Source organism: Acinetobacter sp. ANC 5414, from assembly GCF_013004295.1.
In the GTDB taxonomy this organism is placed as follows: domain Bacteria; phylum Pseudomonadota; class Gammaproteobacteria; order Pseudomonadales; family Moraxellaceae; genus Acinetobacter.
Genome location: NZ_JABERM010000003.1, coordinates 22858 through 45656 on the forward strand (window position 1 = coordinate 22858; position 22799 = coordinate 45656).

Genomic DNA, 22799 nt, shown 5'->3' on the forward strand with positions numbered 1-22799 from the left:
GAGTTATATCTCAGCTACCGAATTACTTAATGTATTTTTCTCAGCAATAGTTACATTATTCGCTAAAACTTCAAGATGTTGATTACTCTCATGAGTATTCTTAGCTACTTTTTCTAAACTGCTCGCAATAATTCCATCCGATCCAGCTAACTTTCCAATATTGCTAGTAACATCCTCCAAACTAAAGGCATACTCTGCTCCTTTTGCAGCAATAGATTGAACCTTATTCCCCATCTCTTCCAAGGTTAATTTTTGTTCATTTATAGCTACTGCCATTTCTCGAGAATGTGTAGTCAAGCTTGCTGTAACCATTGTGACATTTTGCAGTTCTCTGCTCATGCTTTCACTTAAGGTATCTACAGATGATTTAATTGCCAGACTTGAAGTTGAAATATCATCACCAACTTTAGCTAGTGTTTGTGAAACATTATCTCGGAACTCTGTAAAAGTGGTACTTACCTCTTTTTTCATTGATTCAACAGTGTCATGCAAACCTTGACTAGCGCTTTGTACACTTTCTTGCATTTCTTGGATAGCTACTTTCATGCTTCCTCTAAAGGCATCCACTGTCTTCTCAAATTCTTTTACTGAAGTTCCCAAAGTTTTAACATTATCACCAAAAGTTTGCTGCACTTCAGCAATAATCGCAAGATGTCCACTTTGGGTTTCCATGACTTTAGCTATTGAACCGGCTTGTGCCGTATTGGTAAACAAAGCTCTTTGTAATAAGTCTTCAATTTGCTTCCAACGCGTATTAACAGCTTCTTCTTCCTGTTCTGCATCTTTTTCAAGTTGCTTTAAAATTTCCTGCGAGCGTTTTTCATCAATTCCAAATGCAGGAATTATGAGACGCAATGCAATATGAACTAGAATACCCCACGCACTACTTTTGAATTTCAAACCAATTTCTGCAAGCATTGGACTTAAATTACCAATTGCTTGACGCATATCCGTTGCGCTTGTAGAACCTGAATTCATATCTGCTAAAATTTGACCTGCACCTGCAATTGCCAATCCAATCCCTAAGAAGGTACCTAAAAGTCCAAGCACTAAAGCAAACCCTGGAGCATTTTCAACAATATGATCCCACATAGGGTGTCTTAAAGCAGTTGATAACTCTGTAACACTGGCTCTGATATTTTTAAAGTGTGAAGAATGAATACGCTCATCAATATTACTTTTAGCTTTTTTTGCAGCTATTAGAGAGATAGCAAGCCAACCCAATAATAAAGAAAAGAAAAACCAGTCCAGTGTTGTATGGGGTAATAAAAAGGTGAATATATTGTTCATGCTGTTACTTCCACGAATTCTTTAGCGTGTTGTTTCTGACGGTTAATTGCTGCTGGCATATGTAAATCAACATACTGATTTAAGAAAGATTTATCTTCTTCAGATAAAGGAAGTTCAGCCGCCACATCATTTTCATCTAATGTACGTTCCATATTTACTAAAATTGCACCAGCTTTATCGGCACGTTTACGCTCTTGCTCTCTGATAGTTTTTCCTGCGTTATCAGCTTCAGCTTGTTGCAATAAACCTTCTGCGACTCCCGTCATTAAACGAATATTGTTTAAATATTTTTTAGAATTATCATATTCATTTCGAGTTTTAGTTATATGTCCCTTCAGCTCTTCATATTTGGCTTTTTCTTCATCTGTCATTGGTAAATTATATTTTGCACGGCTTTCCAACTCTTTGAAGTAAATCTCAGCACGGCTAATTTCTGTACGCTGTTGATTTACATTTTGTTTGCAGGTTTCTTCCTCATTTGTCCACAATGCAAACAAACGCTGAGATCCAATTAATAGCAAACTCTTGCCAAAACGTTGTTTAACTAACCCATCAAATTCTTGAAGCTCAGCTTCACTCATTGACTTATCTAAAGCGAGCTTATCAATTAATTCAATAAAGCGACGGTCAGAAGTAGTAAGTTCAGAAGTGCTTTCCATTTTTTCAAGGCGATTTAAAAAATCACGTATAAAGGCCATTGAGACATCTATACGTAAATATTCTTCAAAGCTTTCAACTGGAGCGTTGCTTGAAAACTTACGCTGAAGTGCAGGCAAAAACTCAGTAATCATTTTACCTAAACGTTCAATATCTCCATCAACCTCATTTGAATAATTAGGTTCCTCGTAAATTGGTTGCGGCATTTCTTGCTGATGTGCTTTAGCTTGTTTGTTATATTCAATAAAACCACCAATACCAGCGCCAATCAAACCACCAAAAAGCATTCCCCACGGACCTTTTTTAGCACCGATCGAGGCACCTTTTTTAGCACCATTGACCATTGCACCTAATAAAGCCTTCCAATCATGAACTTTAGAAGCCATTTGTTTTACGGCTGAAGCTGCACTTCTAAAGAAACGTCCGCCAGCAGAAGCAATTGCACTAATACCTTGGCTAAAACCAGAAACTACTGCTCTCGCCCCTGAAGAAACAGCTCTACCAACACTGCGAGCTGCCGAGACACATCTACTCAAAAACCCCATTAATTTACTCCCTCAATATTGATCTTTTTTGTTTCAAGCAATTCACTATGAACCACGATTTCTTGTGTATTTGGTATATCTGCATCCGCAGCCTTTTTAATACCAAACATTTCTCTAGTATCACTTAAACGTTCTTGTACGTCGCTGCCGACTTCACGCATACCACGCTTAACCAACTCAATAGACTTAAGTAAGTGCTCTTCTGTAAGCTGGCTCAATTCAGGCTCAACTGGATTAACTGCCATTGGTAATGCCAAGCGCATAGCTTGTAAAATATAGCCGCCAGAAAAACTTTCAGCTTGTTCAGCTAAGTTCTTTAATAATTGTTCACGGCTTTCGCATTGCAAAGGAATATTAGGAACAAGATGCATATCCCATAAGCGAATTCGAGCCTCTAGGTCTGGGAGCTGGTAATGGATATGGTGAGAAATTCGCCGTCTAAATGCAGAATCGTAGTTTTCCGGGAAATTGCTGGCAAAAACTAACACCCCTGTGAAATTATCCATTTCAATTAACATGGTTGAGCGTGTCATGTTAATTTCAGCATCTACTCCTTGGGTTACTGATGACAATCGTTTTCCTAAAACGGTATCTGCTTCATCAAAAAATAATAAAGCATGATTTTCTTGGGCTTCTTTAAATACAGCACATAAATTTTTAGCTGTTTCACCCATAAATTTACTTTCCAGCTCAGCTAAATCTACTTTTAGAAAAGGTAGACCCAACTCACCTGCTAAAGCTTCTGCCCCACGAGATTTACCTGTTCCTGGTGGGCCATAAAAGTTTAAAACACAGCCTTTACCAGAAGGATCGATTTCATTAAACCCCCATGAGTGATAAATAAGCTCATGAAATTTAACTTTAATTAAGGCTTCACGGATCTCATTTTCAGTAGCTGCAGGTAAAACAACATCTTTTAACTGAAACCGTGCAAGTTTAGCTTTACCCAATTCATTTAGTTCTACCTCATTTTGGTCTGGTTTTACCTGACTTATTTCTGTAAGTTGATCTAACCGCTGTTGGCTTTTCTCATCTAATGGCTGAATCTCGTTCTTTATTGCTTGAGCAATATCACTGATTAAGATTTTTCCAGTTGATAATATATTTTCTTTAATATTTCCACTCATTAATAATCCCCTTATTTAAAAAATTATTTATATGTCAAATACCTAAGTATTCTCTCAACCCATCTTCTATTTGCTCTTGAAGTCCTACAGGATTCACAATTTTTAAATGAGGAATCCAAAATCGTATTAACGGCAATAACTGCATGTTATGATTAATTTTAGAAGAAACCAGCAACCCGCCATCATTTAACTCTTTTACGATTTCTTGCTCGGGCAATATCGATCTCTGCTTAAAATAAAATGCAACCTGACTATCAATAGATAAAACAATTTCCTTTTTATCCAGCCCAAACCAAATGCTTTCATCATCTTCCACGAGTTTTACAATATTTAAATCTGGAATAAAATGAGAATATTCATGCGTAGAGTGTGTAAGCTGAATATGCGAAATACGATAAGTACGCAGTTTATCTTTTCTGACCGCCGCCAAATACCAGCTGCCATGATGATGAATTAAGCGATAAGGCTGAACCAGTCTAGGCTCTCCTTTATATACAAAACCAATTTGCCGATGTTCTTGAATTGCTTTTCCAATTACCTTAAATAACCCTTTAAACTGACTTGCATCTTCAAAAGAGTAACCCTTAGCACTATAAATCTGATGTGCTCGACTATCTAAAAGTTCACGCAGAAAGGATATATCCAATGACGGATACAAATGACTAATTCCTGAAAGCTGTGCAAAGTTACGGATATCTTTCGGTGCAATTTTCCCTAAAAAATTTGACTCTAAGTAATATTTTTTATTCTCATCATCTTGCAACAACGGCAAATAAGTATTGAGGCGATCAAAATCTCTCGAAATAGTACGTGTACTTACCCCAAACTCCAATGCCAACTCTTTTATACTTAACTGATACCCCATATTTAACTTTGTTAAAATATTGGCCAATCGGTCGGCTAAACGCTCATGAATAGAATCATCACGTTTCATAAATTTTCTCTAATTATTTAAAACGTATACTGAACTTTTAAAGTTTCGATATGCTTGAAATATAACACATTAAATAAACAAAAAATTACACTAAATCACAAAAAAATATTAATGTAATTTTAGCTTAAAAAGTGTTTAGCCTTTCTAAATAAAGTTCTAAGTGCAACATTGCTGAATAGAACTTCTTTAATTCAGCCCAGTTTATTTTCCCAAGTATTAATGCTCTAAAAATACGCTTTAAAGCCTTAATTTTATGCTTATTAGTAAATGGACCTGAACGTATTATCATATCTATTTCCTTTTCCTGGGTACTTTTCATTTCAGCATTTGATTAAGCTGAATAGCCTCAACTAAACAAGACGAATATAGAAAGAGAAAATGACAGGTGATGTCACAATACTATAAAATTATTTATTTCTTAGATTCTCAATTGAATTACAACAAAACTTAATTTTTCAGAAAGTATGATGATTGGATCTGGCTGTTCTTGATTTTAAGTAATCACAATTAAAAAATTGAATACCTTATAACCTAGCTTAAGACAGCTATATTCTAGGTTCTATAGCTAAATTCTAAATGACATCTAAATGACATTTAAATGACATAAGGAAAAAATACTCTCAATACCATGTCGTAATACTTATTAATGCACTCCCCAATTAAGTAATTAGCAATATTGATTAAAGCAACCTATAGCCTGCTTATTAGAATTTTTGAAAACCTCTAAAATAAAGATTATGTATTGACCATCTATTGGTTTCTAGCCAACTTTTGCAAATTAATTTCTAATCCAAGATGTGGGGGAGCGATTAAAAATAAACTTGTAAATAACTAGAAAATAATCTATATATCAGATTCTTACAATGAATAAAATTTAATTTATGACTGATTTAATTGAAATTATCTTTAGGCTGCTTTTTAAACTAATTTTATCAATTAATTTTATTTGGGGAATCCTTTTATTTATATTTTTGATCTCAATAGTACTAATAACGATAAAAATCTTATCTAAATAATTCGTATTTACTGAAGCCAATCCCAACATTGGGTAAAAGTCATATTCATTATTTGGTCTAGGATCAAAAGTACCTAAAATCAAATAGCAATGAACAATATTTAATTGAACTTCCTCCAACTAAAAATATCTACGGAATTAGCAGTTAGTCAAGATTATCCCAAAATGGACATTTAACTCGTTAATTCAAGTGGAGATGGTGGCAGTTGAACCAAGAATATAATATTTTGATTTATAACAGTTCATTCTAAATTTTTTATATTTATAGACCCTATTATGATCCAATCTAAATTTTCAATTTAGGGAACTAGTGCCAACCTTTACTTAGAGCTCTTAGGCTTATCAGAAAGGGTATGTTTAATCACACCTGCGTCTAAAGCTGGGTTAAGATAATTTTTTGAAACGTTGCTGGATAAATCCAATAAAGCCATCAGCTCAGTTAAGCTATATTCCGTCTGCTCCATATTCTGGATGAGACGTTTAACTTGATCGCTAACTTGATCGCTAGCATCAGAACTGAGTATTGCATCTAGAATCATCTGCAAAACAAACTCAATAAAAGGTGCAGAATCTGAACAATCTGTGCTCGCTTGCAATGCATCGTAATAAGCTTTTTAGTTTTGATAAATCAAGCTTTCTACAGGGATATTAAGAAAAATCGGATTCCACTTACTTAAAATTAAAGTTTGCCATAAACGCCCCATACGCCCATTGCCATCAGCAAACGGGTGTATAAACTCAAACTCTACATAGATGATGCATGAATCCTTCAAAATTTTCGATATAGATAATCACAAAAAAGTTGTCTGTTTTTGATTTATAGAAGGTCTATTATTGAAAATTAAATTGATCGGCTTTTCCTAAAAAATCTCATAAAAATAAAATGGAACGATGTTCCATTTTTTTAAATTCATTGCTAGTATCTTATTTAATTACTGAAATTATTTCCGTGATGTAAATTTTTTTATTTTTAAATGAATTCCTAAGAAAAATTTAGGATATAAAAATAGTATTAGACAGCTACGTATATCATAGACATTTTGGTGAAATTTATTTGGGTCTTAAAATTGAACCAAAAGTAAAATTGGACTTGTGCAAATGTTGAATCAAGCCATTGGCTTTGGTTTGGAAGGTATTTACATCAAAAGCTTTTTACTTCCAAACCCATTTACAGATGATATTAAGAAGCTTAACAATATGCTGGATCAACATCATATTGAACTAATTTGGGCATGGGGACATCCGTCAGGCTTTAAAAATGGGCAAAATATCCTTGTAATGCAAGGTTTTAAAAAACATGCCCTAATTGCTAAACCATTAGGTGCCAAAGTCATACGTATTTGTGATGGAGGACATAAAACCCGTCCAAATACATCAGAGAAAATATACAAAAGAGCCCTTATACCTTTGCTTGCACAAGTCACTGATTTTGCTATTCAGCATGATCCTATTATAGCTTTGGAAAACCATTCCGATCTGCATGCGGATGAAATAGTGGATGTCGTCGAAACGATTGATTCAAATCATTTTGGTATTTGTTTAGATACAGCTAATAATCTACGCATGCTAGAAGACCCTTGGGAAGCAGCCATTCAGAAAATGGCACCTTATGCCAAAGCAACTCATACTCAAGCATTTCAAGTTAATCCCACAACTTTTTCCTTTTGGCCAAGTGTAGTTTATGGCCAAGGTAGTATTCCTTTAGACAAAACATTTCAGTTACTTCACCAGCTGAATTATCACGACTTACTTGCCATTGAAATAGATTATTTACATCCACGCCATCCATCTGAGCAAGATGCTATTAGACAAAGCTTGGATTATTTAAAACAACTCAAACAATCTACTTTAGATTTATCACTACACAAGCAAGGAGCTGCTTAAATGCAAGCAAAAAAAATTGCCATTATTGGCGCAGGTGTCATGGGGAAAAAACATGCACAAACCATTGTTAAACATCCACATGCAGAATTGGTTGCTGTTTGTGACCCATTTTCAGATGTCCTGGCACAGGAATTTAATGTGCCTAATTATAAAGATTTAGAGGAACTGTTTAATAATGCAGAATTGGACGGTGTCGTAATCGCCAATCCAAACCGCTTCCATGTCAGCACCGCAATTCAATGTATGGAATACGGCATAACTTGTCTGCTAGAAAAGCCATTGGCACTCAATACTGAGGAAGCACTCTCTCTGATTGAAGTACAACAAAAGTTGAATGTACCGATTTTAGTCGGGCATCACCGCCGCCACAATAAAATCATTCAACAAGCTAAAGAAATTATTGATGCAGGCAGTTTAGGTCAAATTAATACATTTAATGCGCTATGGAGTGTATATAAGCCCGATAGCTATTTTGATATTGAATGGCATCGTGTTGCAGGCGCCGGTGTTTTAGCAATAAATCTTGTGCACGATTTAGATTTAATGCGCTATTTAAATGGGGAAATTGAATCTGTTCAAGCAATGACATCAACTAAAAACCGTAGTCTAGAAGTGGAAGATACTATTTCAATTTTAGTGCGTTTTAAAAATGGTTCTTTAGGTACCTTATTGGCCTCTGATGCCGCAGTTTCACCTTGGGGGTGGGATCAAAATACCGAAGAAAACAAAAACAGTTTTGCTGTTTCACCTGATCAAGACTGTTATTTTATCAGCGGTTCTGAAGGAGCTTTAAGTATTCCAAATCTCGAATATTGGAATTATCCCAAAGATCAGCTTAAAAGTTGGGCTACACCACTCATAAAGAACAAAGTCGAACCGAACAAAGAAGAAGATGTATACATCAACCAATTGACACACTTTATTGATGTGATTGATGGTAAAGCTGAACCTATTTCATCACCTAAAGATGCAATTCAAAACATTCAACTCCTTGAATGTATTGAACAAGCAGCGAATACCCAACGCACTGTTCATATTGAACATTTAGAGTTTTTACAAAAAACAGCTTAATTACAGAAAAATTCTTCATATAAAGGGACGATTTATCGTCCCTTTATTACATCCATTTTAATACTATCAGTAAAATATTAATTATTAGTATTGGCTCACTTTACTCAATAAATCCACATCTTCTACTTCTAATTTAAGACTCATGGCTTTAATCAATGCATCTAACTGTGAAGTAGAGGTTGCAGATGCAATAGGTGCGGAAATACTTGGTTGTGCGATCGTCCATGCCAAGGCAATTTCAGAAAGCTCTGCTTGATATTTATCCTTTAAACCATCCATAGTTTTTAAAATATTCAAACCTTGTTCACTAAAATATTTTTCTAACTGCCGTTTACGTACTGAGCCTTCTAACTGTGAAATGTCACGATATTTACCACTTAAAAAACCTGCCGCTAAACTAAAATAGGTAATTACCTCTACATGATCTTTTTCGCAAATCGGTCGATATTCAGTTTCATACTGCTGACGCTCAACCAAGCTATACCCTGGCTGAAAAATTTCATACTTTGGTAAGCCCTGAGTTTGACTCACACCTAAAGCTTCTTCAAGCTGTTGAGCAGAATAATTGGATGCTCCTATTTTTAATACTTTTCCTTCTTTAAGTAAGTCAGCATAAACACTTAAGGTTTCTTCAATTGGAGTCTCAAGATCAGGATAATGACTTAAATAAACATCAATATAATCAGTGTTTAGACGCTTTAATGAAGCTTCAACTGCCTGCCTGATGTATTTTTTTGATAAGCCTTTTTTATCATCGCCCAAAGGTGCGCCAACTTTAGTAATCAGCGTGGTTTTCTCTCGATTTGATGGTGTGCGTTTAAACCACTCCCCTATCACCGTTTCAGACTCTCCACCTTTATGGCCCTCTACCCAGGTTGAATACATATCCGCCGTATCAACAGTATGAATGCTATGTTCTAAAGCATAATCCAATAGAGATATCGATTTTTCTAAATCAACTGTCCAGCCAAAGACATTACCGCCAAAAATAATTTTAGAAAAGTTTACATCCCGTTTCATTTTCTCGCTCACTTTCTTGTGGATTTATAAAAGTAAAAATGGCCAACGTCCAAAACGTCAGCCACCTTAATCATCAGCGTATGATTAATACTTATTTCAAAGGTGAAACAGCTGTAGGCAATGCAATCATCGATTGCATTTCATGTGTTAGCCATTGTGGACCACCTTTTGGTGGCCAAATGCCATCGGATACAGACTGAGCACGAATTTCAGAACGCTCATTTAATGATTTGTATGGCCAAATGCTGACAATACGTGGTGTACCATCCAGAGCATACATTGCAACTGTCAATTTTGAATACTGAGTACGTTCAGGTACAGCATTGTTCCATGCATTTAAAACATGCGGTACGCCACCATGTTTTAATTCATAAGTACGGATTTCATAAATAGGACCAAATTCACCTAATTCAACTTCAGGCAAGAAGTCAAAACCTGTAAAGTTTTCTACCGAGTATTTAATGATATTTTCACTATTGGCAAATACATTTTCCTGTGCTCCCAGGCGTACTTTTTCAGCATCTAAATCTGATTGAGATACAAAGCTAGTCAGCACTACAACTTGGTTAAGTTGACCAATATCAGAAAACCATACGCCCAATAATTTTGCTTTTGCCTCTGCACTTGCATAGTATTCTTGGATACCTGTTGCAACTGCGCCTGCTGTACCCATTTTAATAGTGATATTAATTAGTTGATAAAGTTTCATACTGAAACATGCTCCTGTGTAGAATTTGATTTCAAATGTGAAGTTGAATTTGCGGCCAATTTACCCGCTGCAAATTGTGCAATCCGCCATGCAAAGACCATTCCTGGACCTAATGTAGTTCCTGGACCTGGATAAGTACCTTTAAAAATAGAAGACAAGTCATTTCCGCAAGCAAACAAGCCTGTAATTGGCTGGTTGCTATTGTCTAATACACGTCCGAATTCATCTCCAGCTAAACCACCACTGCTTGCACAATCCATTGGAATGACAGGCAATGCATAAAATGAGCCTTGCTCGATTTTGCCCAAACAAGGATTAGGCTGTACTTCAGGATCACCATTAAAACGGTTCATCACGCCTGAGCCTTTGCCAAAGTCAGGATCTACACCTTGTTTTGCAAATGAGTTATAACGCTCTACCGTTTTTTTAAGCTGTGACGCATCAATGCCTACTTTTTCTGCCAGTGCATCCAAGCTATTTGCTGAGAATAAATAGTTTTCACGTAAGTAATAATCAAGTTTTTTAGCACCAGGTAAAACAAAACCGAGACCATATTTTTGAATCGATTTTTGATCACAGATAAGATAAGACACAATTTTTTGTTGACCTTTATTTGACTTGATTTGTGCCATACAAAAATCATGGTAAGAGTCTGATTCGTTTACAAATCGCTTTCCATCCGCATTAACCGCAATAACACCAGGTTTAGCACGGTCTAAAATAATATGTGGCCAAATCGCTTTATAACCATTTTTATGAGTATGAATAGAACAAGGGAAATACAGCACACTGCTGTCTACAGAAGGATCGATTTTTGCACCAATCTTATTTGCCAATGTCAAACCATCACCCGTGTTTGATTGAGGTGAAAGAGAATCTTCAATGAGCCCTTTTGGAAATAATTTTTCGCGCAGTTTTTTATTCCAACCGACTCCACCCGTTGCCAGCACAACACCTTTACGTGCTTTTACAGTGATGACTTTCTGTTCATGAAGAATTTTTGCGCCAATGACCTGACCATTGTTATAGATAAGCTCCTGTAATGGTGATTGTAGCCATACAGGAACCTGATTTTGCTTTAAGTTATAAAAAAGGCTTCCCACTAAAGCATTTCCCATCACTAAACGCGTACCACGAGGAAAACGTAAACGTGATAAAAAATAAGGTAACACAACCTTCATCGTTGTCATGAAATTAGTCCCTGATGAAAATGGGTTCAACAAGGCATTTAATTCATTACGATTGACCATCATGCCACCTAAACCCATAAACTCAGGGCGCGGTGGTTTCACATATTTAAAATCTGAACCGAGTACACTGCCATCAAACTCTGCAGGTGCAAGCGCTCGTCCGCCGAAAGCTTCCCCTGGTTGATTTTTGACATAATCAGGATGTGCTAAACAGGCGTTTAGCTTCACAGAAGTTTTTTCATCCAAATCTCGAATCATCTTTGGACTGGAGTCTAAAAATGCATCACGAATGTGTTCTCCACCACGTGAACCGACAACAGACTTTAAAAAAATTCTGGCGTGCTCAATATCATCTGGAACGCCAGCTTTCACACTCAGGTGTGAACCTGGTGCCCATACTGTTCCACCAGATGTTGCTGTCGTTCCACCTACTTGAGCATCTTTTTCACAAAGCAGAACATCTAAACCATTTAATTTTGCAAATAAGGCTGCAGATATACCTGCAGCACCTGAACCAATGACTAATAAGTCAACTTCTTTATCCATGTGTTTTATCCTTCATGTTTCATTTGAACAGCATGCTGTAACTGAGACTCAATATTTGCTTGCTTTGCCAGATGATGTGCTGCAATGTAGCCAAAGGTCATTGCAGGTCCTAAGGTTATACCGCCACTTGGATATTGACCGCCCATAATGCTGTTCATGTCATTACCTACGGCATATAAACCTTTAATTGGCAATTGAGTATTTCTATCCACTACACAGGCATTGTTATCAGTTATTAATCCCGCAAAAGTCCCTAAACTCCCAGGTACAATCTGCACAGCGTAAAAAGGCCCTTTCTGTATTGGGGCAATACATGGGTTTGGCTGTTGTATCGCATCACCCTGAGCTTTTTGATAAGGTGTACTGCCTCGATGAAATTCAGGATCTTCCCCCTTCACTGCATGGCTGTTGTAATTTGCAACAGTATCTACAAAATTGGTTACATTAATCCCACATTTTTGTGCCAAAACATCTAGGCTATTGGCTTGTCTTAAATAGCCATTATCAATCCAGGGTTGCATGGAAATTGGAAATGGTTTAACAGCACCTAGGCCATAACGTCGAATAAACTTATGATCACAAATCAGCCAACAACGTGCTAAAGCACCTTCTTCGGTATATTTAAATAAGTCTTTAATAAATGCAGGATAAGAATCACCTTCATTGGTAAAACGCTTACCACTAGGTAAAACAGCAATTAAACCTGGCTTGCCACGTTCAACTAGATGTGGAAAACGTCCTAAGGTTCCATCTAAACGGGGTATCAAAGACACTGGTGCCCAAGCACCTGCCCAAGGCAAATGATCACAAACACTTGCGCCAACGGACTCAGCTAGTTTCAGACCATCTCCAGTATTGGTTCCTGGTGCTGCTGAAAAATGTGGTGTACCTAAAGCAACATGCTTAAATAATTGCTTTTTACGTACATCATCATGAGGAAAACCACCTGTTGCCAAAACAACGCCATGTTTGGCCGTAATTTTAACTAAGCCTTCTGGCGTTTTGAAAATAGCACCCACCACACGATCTTGCTCATAAATCAGTTGAGTCGCAGCATGATTTGCATAAAGCTTAACTTTCTGATCAAGTGCTGATTTTAACAATCGAGCTACCAATGCATTACCATTCACAATTTGTGTAGAACGATGCCAAAATAGCAAATCTATAAAATGCCGTATCACCCGTTTTGTTGCATAAGCAAATGAAGATACAACATTGAATGTATTGATAAAGTGTTTCATATCTACACCCGATGCAATACCCATGCCCCATACTGTCGTTTCTGGAATTGCAGGTTTGAGCAAGTGCAAATTTTCACCTAATACACGCCCATCAAATGGTGCAGCTACGATTGAACGCCAACCCACACGCGATCCTTCAATATTGATAAAATCAGGGACAGCAGCACCAATATTAAATTTAACATCAGTAGATTTTTCAAAAAAATCTACCATTTCAGGTGCTTTAGTTAAGTAAGTATGAATTTTTTGTTCATCATAATGATCACCTAAAACATTTTTTAGATATTGTTTTGGCATTTCAATGGGTTCAGCTTGTCCTGCTTTTTGTGCATGTGGAGTATTCGGAATCCATAACCATCCCCCAGAGACTGCTGTTGTCCCACCAAATACTGTTGCTTTTTCAGCGACAATCACATCTAAACCTTGAGCTGATGCAGTCACTGCGGTAGATAATCCCCCTGCACCAGAACCGATGACCAAAACATCACATTGTTGCTGATGACGAAATGGTGTCTCTGTTACAGTGAAATCGTGTTGAGTTGACGCATTCATTTTCTTACCCCGCTACAGCTTCCGCATTTGCTAAAGCAACCAAGGCTTTAATGGCTTGCAGATTAATTCGTGCACGCTCTAAAGCGGGTAATTTAGCAAGCTCTAAATTTGGAACTTCTGCGGCTAACGTGATGTTTTTCGGGAGTGCAGCAATCAATGCCACAAGATCAATATTTCCCTGACCAGGAACTAAACGATTATTTCGAGCAATCTTAATCAGTCCTTCATCACTTGGGTCATAGTCTGCAAAACCGTCACATAACTGCACATAATTCATGCGCGAAGCTGGTAATGCTTTGACTTGATCAAGTGTGGAATCTGAACGATCAAAGTGCAGTGAATCAATTAAAACTGCAGCATTCGGTTGTCCTGCTTGTTCCACAATTGTTTGTGCTTGCGTTAAGTTTTTAACTGCAGTCCATGGCATAAATTCGATATCACAACTCAAACCATAAGTTTTGCTCAGCTCACAAAAAGCGGCATAGTTTTCAATTAAACGATTTTGTTCAGTATCATTACCTGCAATGAGGATATGTTTCGCACCAATTTTCTGTGCAACATCCAAAAAATTCAGATATTTTTGACCATTGAAATCAGGTGTAATACGAATAATTTCTACATCCGCAACTTCCACTCCGGTATCTTTTAATACAGCCCGAGTCTCTTCAATAACTTTAGCATCCGTTAGAATTGGATATTCAGATTCATTCGGTGCTGCAGGCAACAATCGCAAACCTACTTTTGCATAACCACACTCCGCTGCAATTTTGACTGCTTCTACAGGACTCACATCTGCAATAGTCAAAAATGACAACGAATATTCTCGTTGTACTAAATCATGCGGCATCATGTTTATCTCCATCTACAGTCTGATTTTCGAGTAAAAAACTCACCATCAAATCACGTACTTTGATAAACATATCTGTCCCTTTTACAGCCACACAACCTAACTGTGCTGCATGTTTCACAAATGGCGTTTCTGCAGGACTCGTTACGACATCAGCAACAGCCATATTTTCAGTCAGTTGCTCCAGCTGAAAAGCGGCAGATAGATCTCCATTCATACCCATAGGTGTAGCATTTACGACTACATCAAAACCATTTGGATTATTATCATGTGCAATGACTTTACCTTTTTGCAGTTGACTTAATTGCTCGACCAATTGCTGTTGCCGCGATGCATCCAGATCAAAAATAGCAAGCTCTGCAACACCGGCAAGTAACAGTTCAAATGCAATAGCTTTACCCGCACCACCTGCACCCGCCAAAATGACCCGCTTATCTTTGAGCTGAATATTTTTTTCTAAAATGGCCTGTACCATGCCCGTGCCATCCAGCATGTCACCTTCCCAGCCTTCGGCACAACGACGGATTGTATTGACAGCACCAATAAATTGCGCACGTTCAGTCATTTTGTCACAGCATTGCAAAGCAGTAATTTTGTGCGGCACAGTGACAATATGCCCATCGGTATTTAGCATGTTTTTGCTGTATGCAATAAAATTAGCAAAATGCTCAGGATGGACATCTGCAGGTGAAACAATCGCATTTAGTCCTTTATTGACTAACTCTTGTGTTACCCCTTCAGGAGATTTCACTTGTTGAATTGGGTGGCCAACCACAAAATAGAGACGAGTCGATCCGTTCAATTGAATGTTCATTTTCAATATCCTTTTAAATTCGGTAGATTATTTAAGTTTTGATAGTATTATGCCTGTGCATTGTCTAATTCACGTTGTTGCATTTTTTTTGGGGAATACAGCATTTTCATGATCAGAAGTGCGATAATAATTCCTATTGGCGGAATACATAGTACCAAAAAGATTTTGCTTGCTCCCCAACCTAAACTAAGGAAGTAAGCACCAACAAATGCACTGGCTACAGCACCGAGTCGACCAATACCATGCATCCAGCTATTTCCTGTAGCGCGCGCAAAGACTGGATAAAATGCACTTGAAATACCATTCATACCTGCATTTGCACCATTCATCCACATGCCAATAAAGAAGCACATCATGCTATACAGCATAAAGTTATTTCCAACTTCTCCAATAAAGAACATAAAGAAAATTGCAATTACATAACCTATTACTAGTCCAATATGTGGATTGATTTTATCCATGAGGAAACCACACGCCACACAGCCAATTGGTCCACCTAACTGATATATCGCTGTGATCAAAGATGCATCACTGATACTAAAACCCAGTTCATTAGTCATCATTGGTAACCAGCTACCGAGCAAATACACCACGAATAATCCAGATGCATAACTCCACCACAATAATAAACTTCCCAAAAAATAAAATGGACTGAGTACTGTTTTTACAGGATTATTAATCGTATTGGTTTTTGGTTTTGGTAAAACAATTTCCTTATTTGTCATGTCAAAATCAGGAGCAATGCGTTTAATCAGCGCATTAATTTCTTCTTGAGGATGCTGTTTTAAAACTTTATAACCGATAGACTCAGGCAATATAAAGAAAACAATTAAGGCTAAAATTAATGGCAACACACCGCCAATAATCATCATGGCATGCCAATTAAAATGCGGAATTACCCACGCTGCTAAAAAGCCACCGATCGCTGCACCTATGGTAAAACCACTTAAAATAATAGTGACCATACGTCCATTGATTCGCATAGGTGAATAATCTGTCACCAATGTCACTGCCTGCGGCATCACGCCACCCATGAACAAACCGGCGATCAATCTAAAAATCATTAATTCAGTAACATTACTAGAAAGTGCTGCCAATAAAGTAAAAAAACCGAATCCAATTAAATTAATAATTAATAGTTTTCTTCGCCCAAACTTATCTGCAAGCGGACCAGAAATAACAGCACCCAATGCCAACCCGACCAATGCAGCACTCATTACAGGTGCCAGATCAGTGGTGCTGATACCCCATTCCTGCTTGATCACAGGTGCAACAAAACCCATAATCGAAATATCAATGCCGTCTACAACTACAATCATTAAACACAGAAATATGACTAATTTCTGTATAGGAGACACCTTATTTTCATTAATGAACTCCCTTAAATCAACCTGTTGGGTCATACACATTCTCCCTTAGCGTGAACCAGTTTATAAAATGCCTTTTCCATGCACGACTGGTTTAGTTTAATTCTGATTTTTCAGTTCAAATGCGCATAAAAACTCATGCGTCATTGTTGATTTATCCCAAACCCTTTTAGGATAGAATCTGAATGTACTATAATCTGTTTTTTAATATTTTGGAACACTGTTCCAGAAAATATATCAGGATTTTTATGCTTAGTAACAATGATCGCTCACTACAGATTCTTGAAGCACTATTAAAAGAAGTGAATGGATGCGCACTCAGTCAGCTATCAACAGATCTGGATATTCCAAAATCTGCAATGCATCGACTGCTAACCTCCATGAAAGATATGGGGTATCTCTATCAGGATGAACAAACTCAGCACTACAAACTGAGTTTGAAATTAGCTTCTATGGGATTAACTTATTTATCTTCACGCTCCATCACAGAAACCTTTCAGCCACTACTCAATGAACTTGCAGAACAATCCGCAGAACTTGTTCGTTTAGGCATGATCGAAGATGAAAAAATCATCTGGATTGCAAAAGCTCAAGGCTCTAAATCAGGTCTAAAATATGACCCTGACTCGGGTAGCATTGCCTATTTACCGGCTTCTGCATGTGGTCTTGCATATTTGTCCATTATTAATACTGATGATTTTTCAAGAATTGTAGAACGTGAAGGCTTTGAAAAAGCTGATCAATTGGGACCAAACTCTCCTAAAAGCCTAGAGCAGCTGACGAAAATGGTCGAAGCTTCACGTGAACGAGGTTATGGCTTAATTTCAGATACATATGAATTAGGCATGACAGCGATGGCAAAAACAATAATTAATCCTCATACAAACAAACCCTTTGGTACAGTCAGTATTGCAGGTCCATCATTCCGCCTCAATGAAAAACGAGTTGAAGAACTGAGCCCTGCATTAATTGCAACTGCTGAAAAATTGGGTGAAATTATTCACCTTGCCCACCTATAAAAATCAGATATTTGGACTGCTCCCAGTATCCTAGACACGAGACAACCTCATTTTGAAGCTGCTTCAAATGCTTCTGGATCTTAAATTGTCCCCCATTTCTTGTGGATAAAATTAGCGAGTTAACGATCCCTTTTACGGAGGCGAATACACAGGGGCTATCTTGCGATAGTCTTAACCGCTTCATTTTAAACTCTAGATATATCGTTGCCGAGTCATAAGGTTCCCTCCTATGCAAAAAGAATAGAAGTTTTTTGTCTAGGAGAGTCGCGGCAGTCCACCAGCTTAACTGGTGACACTGCCTGATTTTTTATATTTTAGAATACTTTTTTTATCGATAGCCCAACATTAAAATTCCTTCGATCTGCGGGCTCAAAGAAGCGATTATTGCTATCATTTACAATTACCGAGCCAACATAGTTACGGTCAAATAGATTATCGACTCTTGCATAGCCGTTCACTTTCCAGTCACGATTTACCCATAAATAGCCAATATTCGCAGCAAATATGGTATAGCTTGGTGCACTATCTGAGTTGATATCATCAACATAGATTTTGTCCATATAACGTGCTTCTAAGCCTGCCTGAAAGCCCTGCTCAGGTTGCCATGCCAAACCTACAAAAGCTTGATTCTTGGCAATACCTGGAATATAAGTACCCTTCTGAATCAGCGGTTTGGTTGTGGTCGCTAGAATATCGGCATCAAAAGTCGCATCTAAATAACTATAACTAGTTTGAACATTGAGTGCTTGCCAGAGCTGTTTTTGCCACGATAACTCTAAGCCTTCACGTAAGGTTTTTTCTGCATTACGAAATGTGCTACGTCCGCCATTGGCATCGTCAGGCACAATGTCATTTTTAGTTTCAGTATGAAATAAAGCAAAAGTAAACAGCCCTAATGTATTCTGCGATTTTAATCCAAATTCTACGGTATCACTGGTCGCAGGTTTTAAATTAAAGTTAATGCCTGAAGTCCCTACTGTAGGATAAGCCATCTCGGTAAAGGTTGGTGTTTCGAAGCCTTTGCCATAACTGGTATAGGCATAAAGCTCGGGTAAAATTTCCCAACTTAAAGCGACAGTTGGAAGTAACTTTTGATAATCTATTGAACCACTGTCGTCACCATTGCCTGTGGTGATGTAATGATCTTCAGACTCATAATTGACATTGCTATAACGTAAACCTGCATCTAAATGCCATTGTGGTAAAAACTGCCATGAGGTTTGGACGTAAGGATCGAGGTTCCATAAGGTATTGATTTCATCACGACGTAAATCACCTTTCACACCATAACGCCCTGTCGCATCAAAGTTTTCATACCCCTGACGATCTTCCCGCATCTGATCAAATGCCAAACCTGCAATGAATGTAGTATCCGGTAATAGCTCTTTACCCGTCCAACGGAAGTCTGCACCATAATAATCCCGATCAAAATCGATCACACCGCCTGCATGACGTGGATTTTTTTGGGCACTACTCGGGATCGACTGATATTGCACAACCTGCCTATTGCCAAAATAGACCATGCCATACAACTCTTGCTGATCATTCAGTGGTTTGTTCCATGTCAGCCCTGTTTGGGTTTGTTCAATTTCTTTACGCACATCGTAAATATTTTTAGTATCATTCACTTGCTTCGGATTGGCTTGCCATTGCGCACGATTTAAACCTTGAGGATCATCTGCCTCAATTTTTGTGCGGTTTATGAGCCAATTAATCTTACTACGATCCTCCAAATTCCAAGTGAGTTTGGCATTATTCAACACTTTTCGCGCAGCGCTATGATCACGGAAACCATCCGTATCAAAATAGGAAGAACTGATGACATAGGCGGGCTGACTGGCTTGGTCTGAACCCCCTTGCAATTGGAGATTGGCTTGTTGTTTATGGTGGCTGCCTGCATTTAAACCCAATTGAATCGAGTCTTTCCCTTGTCCTTCTTTGGTCTCGGTTAAAATGGTTCCACCCGATGAGTTACCATAAAGTGAAGAAAATGGGCCTGTCAAAACTTCAATATTGTCTAAGCTGTCTAAGTCAATATTAGAGCTTTGTCCCTGACCATCGGGCATGGTGGCAGGAATACCATCGACATAGAGGCGTATGCCCCGCACACCAAAAGTAGAACGAGACCCAAAGCCACGCATGGAAATTTGCAAATCTTGCGCGTAATTTTCACGGTTATTAATTTGTAAACCCGCTACACCTTGTAACAGTTCAGACACATTTACATGAGTGTTGGATTGCGATTGCGCAACTTGTACTTTCTGTATAGAAGCTGGAGTCTGTAACAATTCATTTTCAGTACGTACGGCTTGCACGGTAATAACTGGGAGTTGATATGCCGCTGTATCTTGAGCATACAGTGCCATCGATTTTAGAATCACTGTGGCTAATAAAGCATATTTAAAGGGAAGTGGATTGCGACTATATAATTTCACAAGACATCCTTTTCTTATCATCTTGGTAGGAATGTGGAAAGCCCCTCCACAAGGAAGGACTCTCCCAACAATAATACGTTTTAGTCTTCTAAACTATAAGCAATCACATAATCACCATGATCAGGCGACTGACGCGCACCGCCTGCAGAAATGACCACATATTGCTTACCTGTTTTTGGTGAAATGTAGCTGATTGGCGTACCCTGACTACCCACAGGTAAACGTGTTTTCCACAATTCTTCACCATTGGATGAATTGAAGGCGCGTAAGTAGTAATCCTGTGTTGCTGCAAAGAACACTAAACCACCCTGTGTTGCCATTGGTCCACCAATCGTTGGCATACCAATTGGTGCTTTTAAGCCCATTTTGATGCCCATCGGACCCGTATCTTCCACAGTACCCAAAGGAACCTGCCATGCAATTTGACGAGTTTTCATATCAATTGCAGTCATGGTACCAAAAGGTGGTTTCTGACAAGGAATACTTAACGCTGACCAGAAACGGTCTTTGTTGACTTTGTATGGCGTACCTTTCATTGGCACAGCCCCCATACCTGTATTCACTTTCTCACCGCCATTCGCTTGAATCGCCAAATCTTCAGGCGTTTGCTTAATTAACTGAATCCAAAGTCCTAGACGCATGTCATTCACAAACATATAACGATGGGTTGGGTCAAATGCAATTGAACCCCAATTCATACCGCCCAGTGAACCTGGAAAACTCAAAGAAACATCAGTACCTGGTGCTGTAAAGAGTCCATCATAACGCATCGATTTAAAATTAATACGACACATCAACTGATCAAATGGCGTTGCGCCCCACATGTCCGATTCGGTCAAAGTTTGATTACCAATCTGCGGCATTTCAACTGAACGTGGCTGAGTTGCACTGTATTGCTCATCAGGAATATCAGCAGCTTTTACAGGTTGCTCAATCACTTTAGTTAAAGGTTTACCCGTAACACGGTCTAATACAAAGAACTGACCTGACTTGGTGCCAATCACAACGGCAGGCTTAGTCGAACCATCTTTCAGTGGGAAATCCACCAAACTTGGTTGCATCGGTAAATCAAAATCCCATAAATCATTATGTACTGTTTGATAGACCCACTTTTCTTTACCCGTAGTCGCATCTAGCGCCAATACCGAAGTATTGTATTTATGATCCAATGGCTGACGGTTTGCTCCCCAAAGGTCGACCGAAGAACTTCCCATCGGTAAGAACACGGTATTCATTTGTGGGTCATAAGACATTGCAGCCCATGAGTTGGCTGAACTACGCTTATAGGTTTCACCCGGTTTAAGTACATAGTTCGGATTTGGATTCCGTGGATCGAACGCCCAACGCAATTGACCTGTAATAACATCGTATGCACGAATTACACCACCCGGCATGTCTGCACCAACATTATCGGCAATACGGCTACCAATAACGATAGACGTACCTGCAATGGTTGGTGCTGAAGTGACTTCAAAACGAGGCGCTTTAGTTCCATCACCTAAGCCTTCAAGCAAATTCACAGTCCCATCGACACCGAAGTCTTTACAACGCTCACCTGTATCGGCATTCACTGCAATTAAACGACCATCAGGTGTGTTGGTATAAACACGACGTGGACATGCGGTATTGGTTGCCACAGCAGTGACCGCGTTTGCACCTGCCAACGTTGGCTGTACCAAGGCTTGCGTTGAATCGAAATAAGCAACGCCACGGCATCGCTCCCAAGCATCGGCTTTAGAGTTGACTTCGGCTTTCCATATTTGTTTACCCGTATCCGCATCCAGAGCAATCATGTTGTTATGTGGGGTACATAAAAACACTTTATTGCCGACCTGCAATGGGGTCATCTGATCTTCTGCACCATTGCCCGAACCTGTGGTGATATCCCCCGTTTGAAAGCGCCAAGCTTCTTTTAACTTGAATACGTTATTACGGTTAATTTGATCAAGTGCGGCAAAACGGCTACCACCCGCATTACCACCATAGTGATCCCAATTGAACTGTTGTTTATTTGGCGCCACTGGTACAAGCGGTAATTCCTGACCAGAAGCCTCCACTGTTGGATGTGGAATAAACATACCGTACATACCACCCAACATGCCTAGGACAGTCAGTCCACCTACAACATAAGCAGGTGCAGACATTGCAATTTGTTGCTGATATTTACGAATAGATGGCAAGGTGAATAACACGGCAGCAAATAAACCTGCTGGGAACATTAAACGTGAATGCAGTGGCCAAAATTCCAAGCCAGTATCAATCAATGCCCAAATGACGGTGCCTACAAAGACTAAACTGAATAATCCAACCCCAAGGGCTTTTTTTCTAAAAATGAAAATCGATGAAACGATGATCACTAAGCCTGCAATAAAGAAGTACCAAGAGCCGCCTAAACTGATGAGTTTTACGCCACCAATTAAATAAAATAGGCCGGTTAGCAATAAAGCCAAACCTAATATAAAACACCATATTTTAAATATGGGTTGAGATTGCGCTTCGGACATACTTTTTACTCCAAATGCTGTGTTTTAAATGA

At 38.5% G+C, this 22799-nt stretch carries 16 protein-coding genes and 1 pseudogene; 3 read left to right on the forward strand and 14 right to left on the reverse strand.

All coding sequences use genetic code 11. The features are described 5' to 3' along the window. Positions 1–3: 3 nt before the first annotated feature. The 5 genes and pseudogenes from HLH18_RS02950 to HLH18_RS02970 all read right to left on the reverse strand — a co-directional run. The gene (locus HLH18_RS02950; RefSeq protein ID WP_171545722.1) at positions 4–1290 is read right to left on the reverse strand and encodes a hypothetical protein; all 1287 of its coding nucleotides are present in this window, start codon (positions 1288–1290) and stop codon (positions 4–6) included. After that, positions 1287–2492, reverse strand: coding sequence for a hypothetical protein (locus tag HLH18_RS02955; RefSeq protein ID WP_171545723.1), 1206 nt, complete (start codon positions 2490–2492; stop codon positions 1287–1289). The genes HLH18_RS02950 and HLH18_RS02955 overlap by 4 nt, the downstream gene beginning before the upstream one ends. Beyond that, positions 2492–3619 (reverse strand): ATP-binding protein, encoded by a 1128-nt coding sequence (locus HLH18_RS02960; RefSeq protein ID WP_171545724.1) that lies wholly within the window; start codon positions 3617–3619, stop codon positions 2492–2494. Before HLH18_RS02960 ends, HLH18_RS02955 begins: the two co-directional genes overlap by 1 nt. 34 nt (positions 3620–3653) lie before the next feature. After that, complete coding sequence (locus tag HLH18_RS02965; protein ID WP_171545725.1) at positions 3654–4553, reverse strand: helix-turn-helix transcriptional regulator; 900 nt, start codon at positions 4551–4553, stop codon at positions 3654–3656. A gap of 1335 nt (positions 4554–5888) precedes the next feature. Further along, positions 5889–6341, reverse strand: a pseudogene (locus HLH18_RS02970) (Fic family protein); the annotation flags it as partial. A 325-nt stretch (positions 6342–6666) separates the two neighbouring features. Between HLH18_RS02970 and HLH18_RS02975 the strand changes: the two are divergent. Both HLH18_RS02975 and HLH18_RS02980 read left to right on the forward strand, forming a co-directional pair. After that, positions 6667–7452 carry a sugar phosphate isomerase/epimerase family protein gene (locus HLH18_RS02975; protein ID WP_250852362.1) on the forward strand — a complete coding sequence of 262 codons (786 nt, stop codon included), beginning with the start codon at positions 6667–6669 and terminating at the stop codon, positions 7450–7452. Next, on the forward strand, positions 7453–8523 hold the full coding sequence (locus HLH18_RS02980) for a Gfo/Idh/MocA family protein (RefSeq protein ID WP_171545726.1): 1071 nt from the start codon (positions 7453–7455) through the stop codon (positions 8521–8523). It abuts the gene before it with no gap. An 84-nt stretch (positions 8524–8607) separates the two neighbouring features. On the opposite strand, the gene HLH18_RS02985 is transcribed toward HLH18_RS02980, so the two are convergent. From HLH18_RS02985 to HLH18_RS03015, 7 genes are all read right to left on the reverse strand, one after another. Continuing rightward, positions 8608–9543 (reverse strand): aldo/keto reductase, encoded by a 936-nt coding sequence (locus tag HLH18_RS02985; protein ID WP_171545727.1) that lies wholly within the window; start codon positions 9541–9543, stop codon positions 8608–8610. A gap of 91 nt (positions 9544–9634) precedes the next feature. Continuing rightward, entirely contained in the window at positions 9635–10252 is a 618-nt protein-coding gene (locus tag HLH18_RS02990; protein ID WP_171545728.1) for an NIPSNAP family protein, read from the reverse strand. Further along, the gene (locus HLH18_RS02995; RefSeq protein WP_171545729.1) at positions 10249–11988 is read right to left on the reverse strand and encodes an FAD-dependent oxidoreductase; all 1740 of its coding nucleotides are present in this window, start codon (positions 11986–11988) and stop codon (positions 10249–10251) included. Before HLH18_RS02995 ends, HLH18_RS02990 begins: the two co-directional genes overlap by 4 nt. A 5-nt stretch (positions 11989–11993) precedes the next feature. Further along, the gene (locus HLH18_RS03000; RefSeq protein WP_171545730.1) at positions 11994–13781 is read right to left on the reverse strand and encodes an FAD-dependent oxidoreductase; all 1788 of its coding nucleotides are present in this window, start codon (positions 13779–13781) and stop codon (positions 11994–11996) included. A 4-nt stretch (positions 13782–13785) separates the two neighbouring features. After that, positions 13786–14631, reverse strand: coding sequence for a sugar phosphate isomerase/epimerase family protein (locus tag HLH18_RS03005; protein ID WP_171545731.1), 846 nt, complete (start codon positions 14629–14631; stop codon positions 13786–13788). Beyond that, the gene (locus HLH18_RS03010) at positions 14618–15442 is read right to left on the reverse strand and encodes a shikimate dehydrogenase family protein (RefSeq protein ID WP_171545732.1); all 825 of its coding nucleotides are present in this window, start codon (positions 15440–15442) and stop codon (positions 14618–14620) included. The genes HLH18_RS03005 and HLH18_RS03010 overlap by 14 nt, the downstream gene beginning before the upstream one ends. 47 nt (positions 15443–15489) lie before the next feature. Next, positions 15490–16845: an MFS transporter gene (locus tag HLH18_RS03015; RefSeq protein ID WP_171545733.1), complete on the reverse strand. Its 1356-nt coding sequence runs from the start codon at positions 16843–16845 to the stop codon at positions 15490–15492. Between the two features lie 212 nt (positions 16846–17057). Here HLH18_RS03015 and HLH18_RS03020 point away from each other — a divergent pair, with 212 nt between their 5' ends. Then, positions 17058–17828, forward strand: coding sequence for an IclR family transcriptional regulator (locus tag HLH18_RS03020; RefSeq protein ID WP_171545734.1), 771 nt, complete (start codon positions 17058–17060; stop codon positions 17826–17828). Between the two features lie 314 nt (positions 17829–18142). On the opposite strand, the gene HLH18_RS03025 is transcribed toward HLH18_RS03020, so the two are convergent. Together HLH18_RS03025 and HLH18_RS03030 are read right to left on the reverse strand one after the other, a co-directional pair. Beyond that, positions 18143–20194, reverse strand: coding sequence for a TonB-dependent receptor domain-containing protein (locus HLH18_RS03025; protein WP_250852366.1), 2052 nt, complete (start codon positions 20192–20194; stop codon positions 18143–18145). A 149-nt stretch (positions 20195–20343) separates the two neighbouring features. Beyond that, complete coding sequence (locus tag HLH18_RS03030; protein ID WP_171545736.1) at positions 20344–22767, reverse strand: glucose/quinate/shikimate family membrane-bound PQQ-dependent dehydrogenase; 2424 nt, start codon at positions 22765–22767, stop codon at positions 20344–20346. Positions 22768–22799 lie beyond the last annotated feature (32 nt).

Coding starts and splice junctions, on each gene's coding strand:
- HLH18_RS02990 (WP_171545728.1), bottom strand. CDS start 10,252: ATGAAACTTTATCAACTAATTAATATCACTATTAAAATGGGTACAGCA.
- HLH18_RS02975 (WP_250852362.1), top strand. CDS start 6,667: ATGTTGAATCAAGCCATTGGCTTTGGTTTGGAAGGTATTTACATCAAA.
- HLH18_RS03000 (WP_171545730.1), bottom strand. CDS start 13,781: ATGAATGCGTCAACTCAACACGATTTCACTGTAACAGAGACACCATTT.
- HLH18_RS02950 (WP_171545722.1), bottom strand. CDS start 1,290: ATGAACAATATATTCACCTTTTTATTACCCCATACAACACTGGACTGG.
- HLH18_RS03005 (WP_171545731.1), bottom strand. CDS start 14,631: ATGATGCCGCATGATTTAGTACAACGAGAATATTCGTTGTCATTTTTG.
- HLH18_RS02985 (WP_171545727.1), bottom strand. CDS start 9,543: ATGAAACGGGATGTAAACTTTTCTAAAATTATTTTTGGCGGTAATGTC.
- HLH18_RS02965 (WP_171545725.1), bottom strand. CDS start 4,553: ATGAAACGTGATGATTCTATTCATGAGCGTTTAGCCGACCGATTGGCC.
- HLH18_RS03025 (WP_250852366.1), bottom strand. CDS start 20,194: ATGGCACTGTATGCTCAAGATACAGCGGCATATCAACTCCCAGTTATT.
- HLH18_RS03020 (WP_171545734.1), top strand. CDS start 17,058: ATGCTTAGTAACAATGATCGCTCACTACAGATTCTTGAAGCACTATTA.
- HLH18_RS02955 (WP_171545723.1), bottom strand. CDS start 2,492: ATGGGGTTTTTGAGTAGATGTGTCTCGGCAGCTCGCAGTGTTGGTAGA.
- HLH18_RS03030 (WP_171545736.1), bottom strand. CDS start 22,767: ATGTCCGAAGCGCAATCTCAACCCATATTTAAAATATGGTGTTTTATA.
- HLH18_RS02980 (WP_171545726.1), top strand. CDS start 7,453: ATGCAAGCAAAAAAAATTGCCATTATTGGCGCAGGTGTCATGGGGAAA.
- HLH18_RS02995 (WP_171545729.1), bottom strand. CDS start 11,988: ATGGATAAAGAAGTTGACTTATTAGTCATTGGTTCAGGTGCTGCAGGT.
- HLH18_RS02960 (WP_171545724.1), bottom strand. CDS start 3,619: ATGAGTGGAAATATTAAAGAAAATATATTATCAACTGGAAAAATCTTA.
- HLH18_RS03010 (WP_171545732.1), bottom strand. CDS start 15,442: ATGAACATTCAATTGAACGGATCGACTCGTCTCTATTTTGTGGTTGGC.
- HLH18_RS03015 (WP_171545733.1), bottom strand. CDS start 16,845: ATGACCCAACAGGTTGATTTAAGGGAGTTCATTAATGAAAATAAGGTG.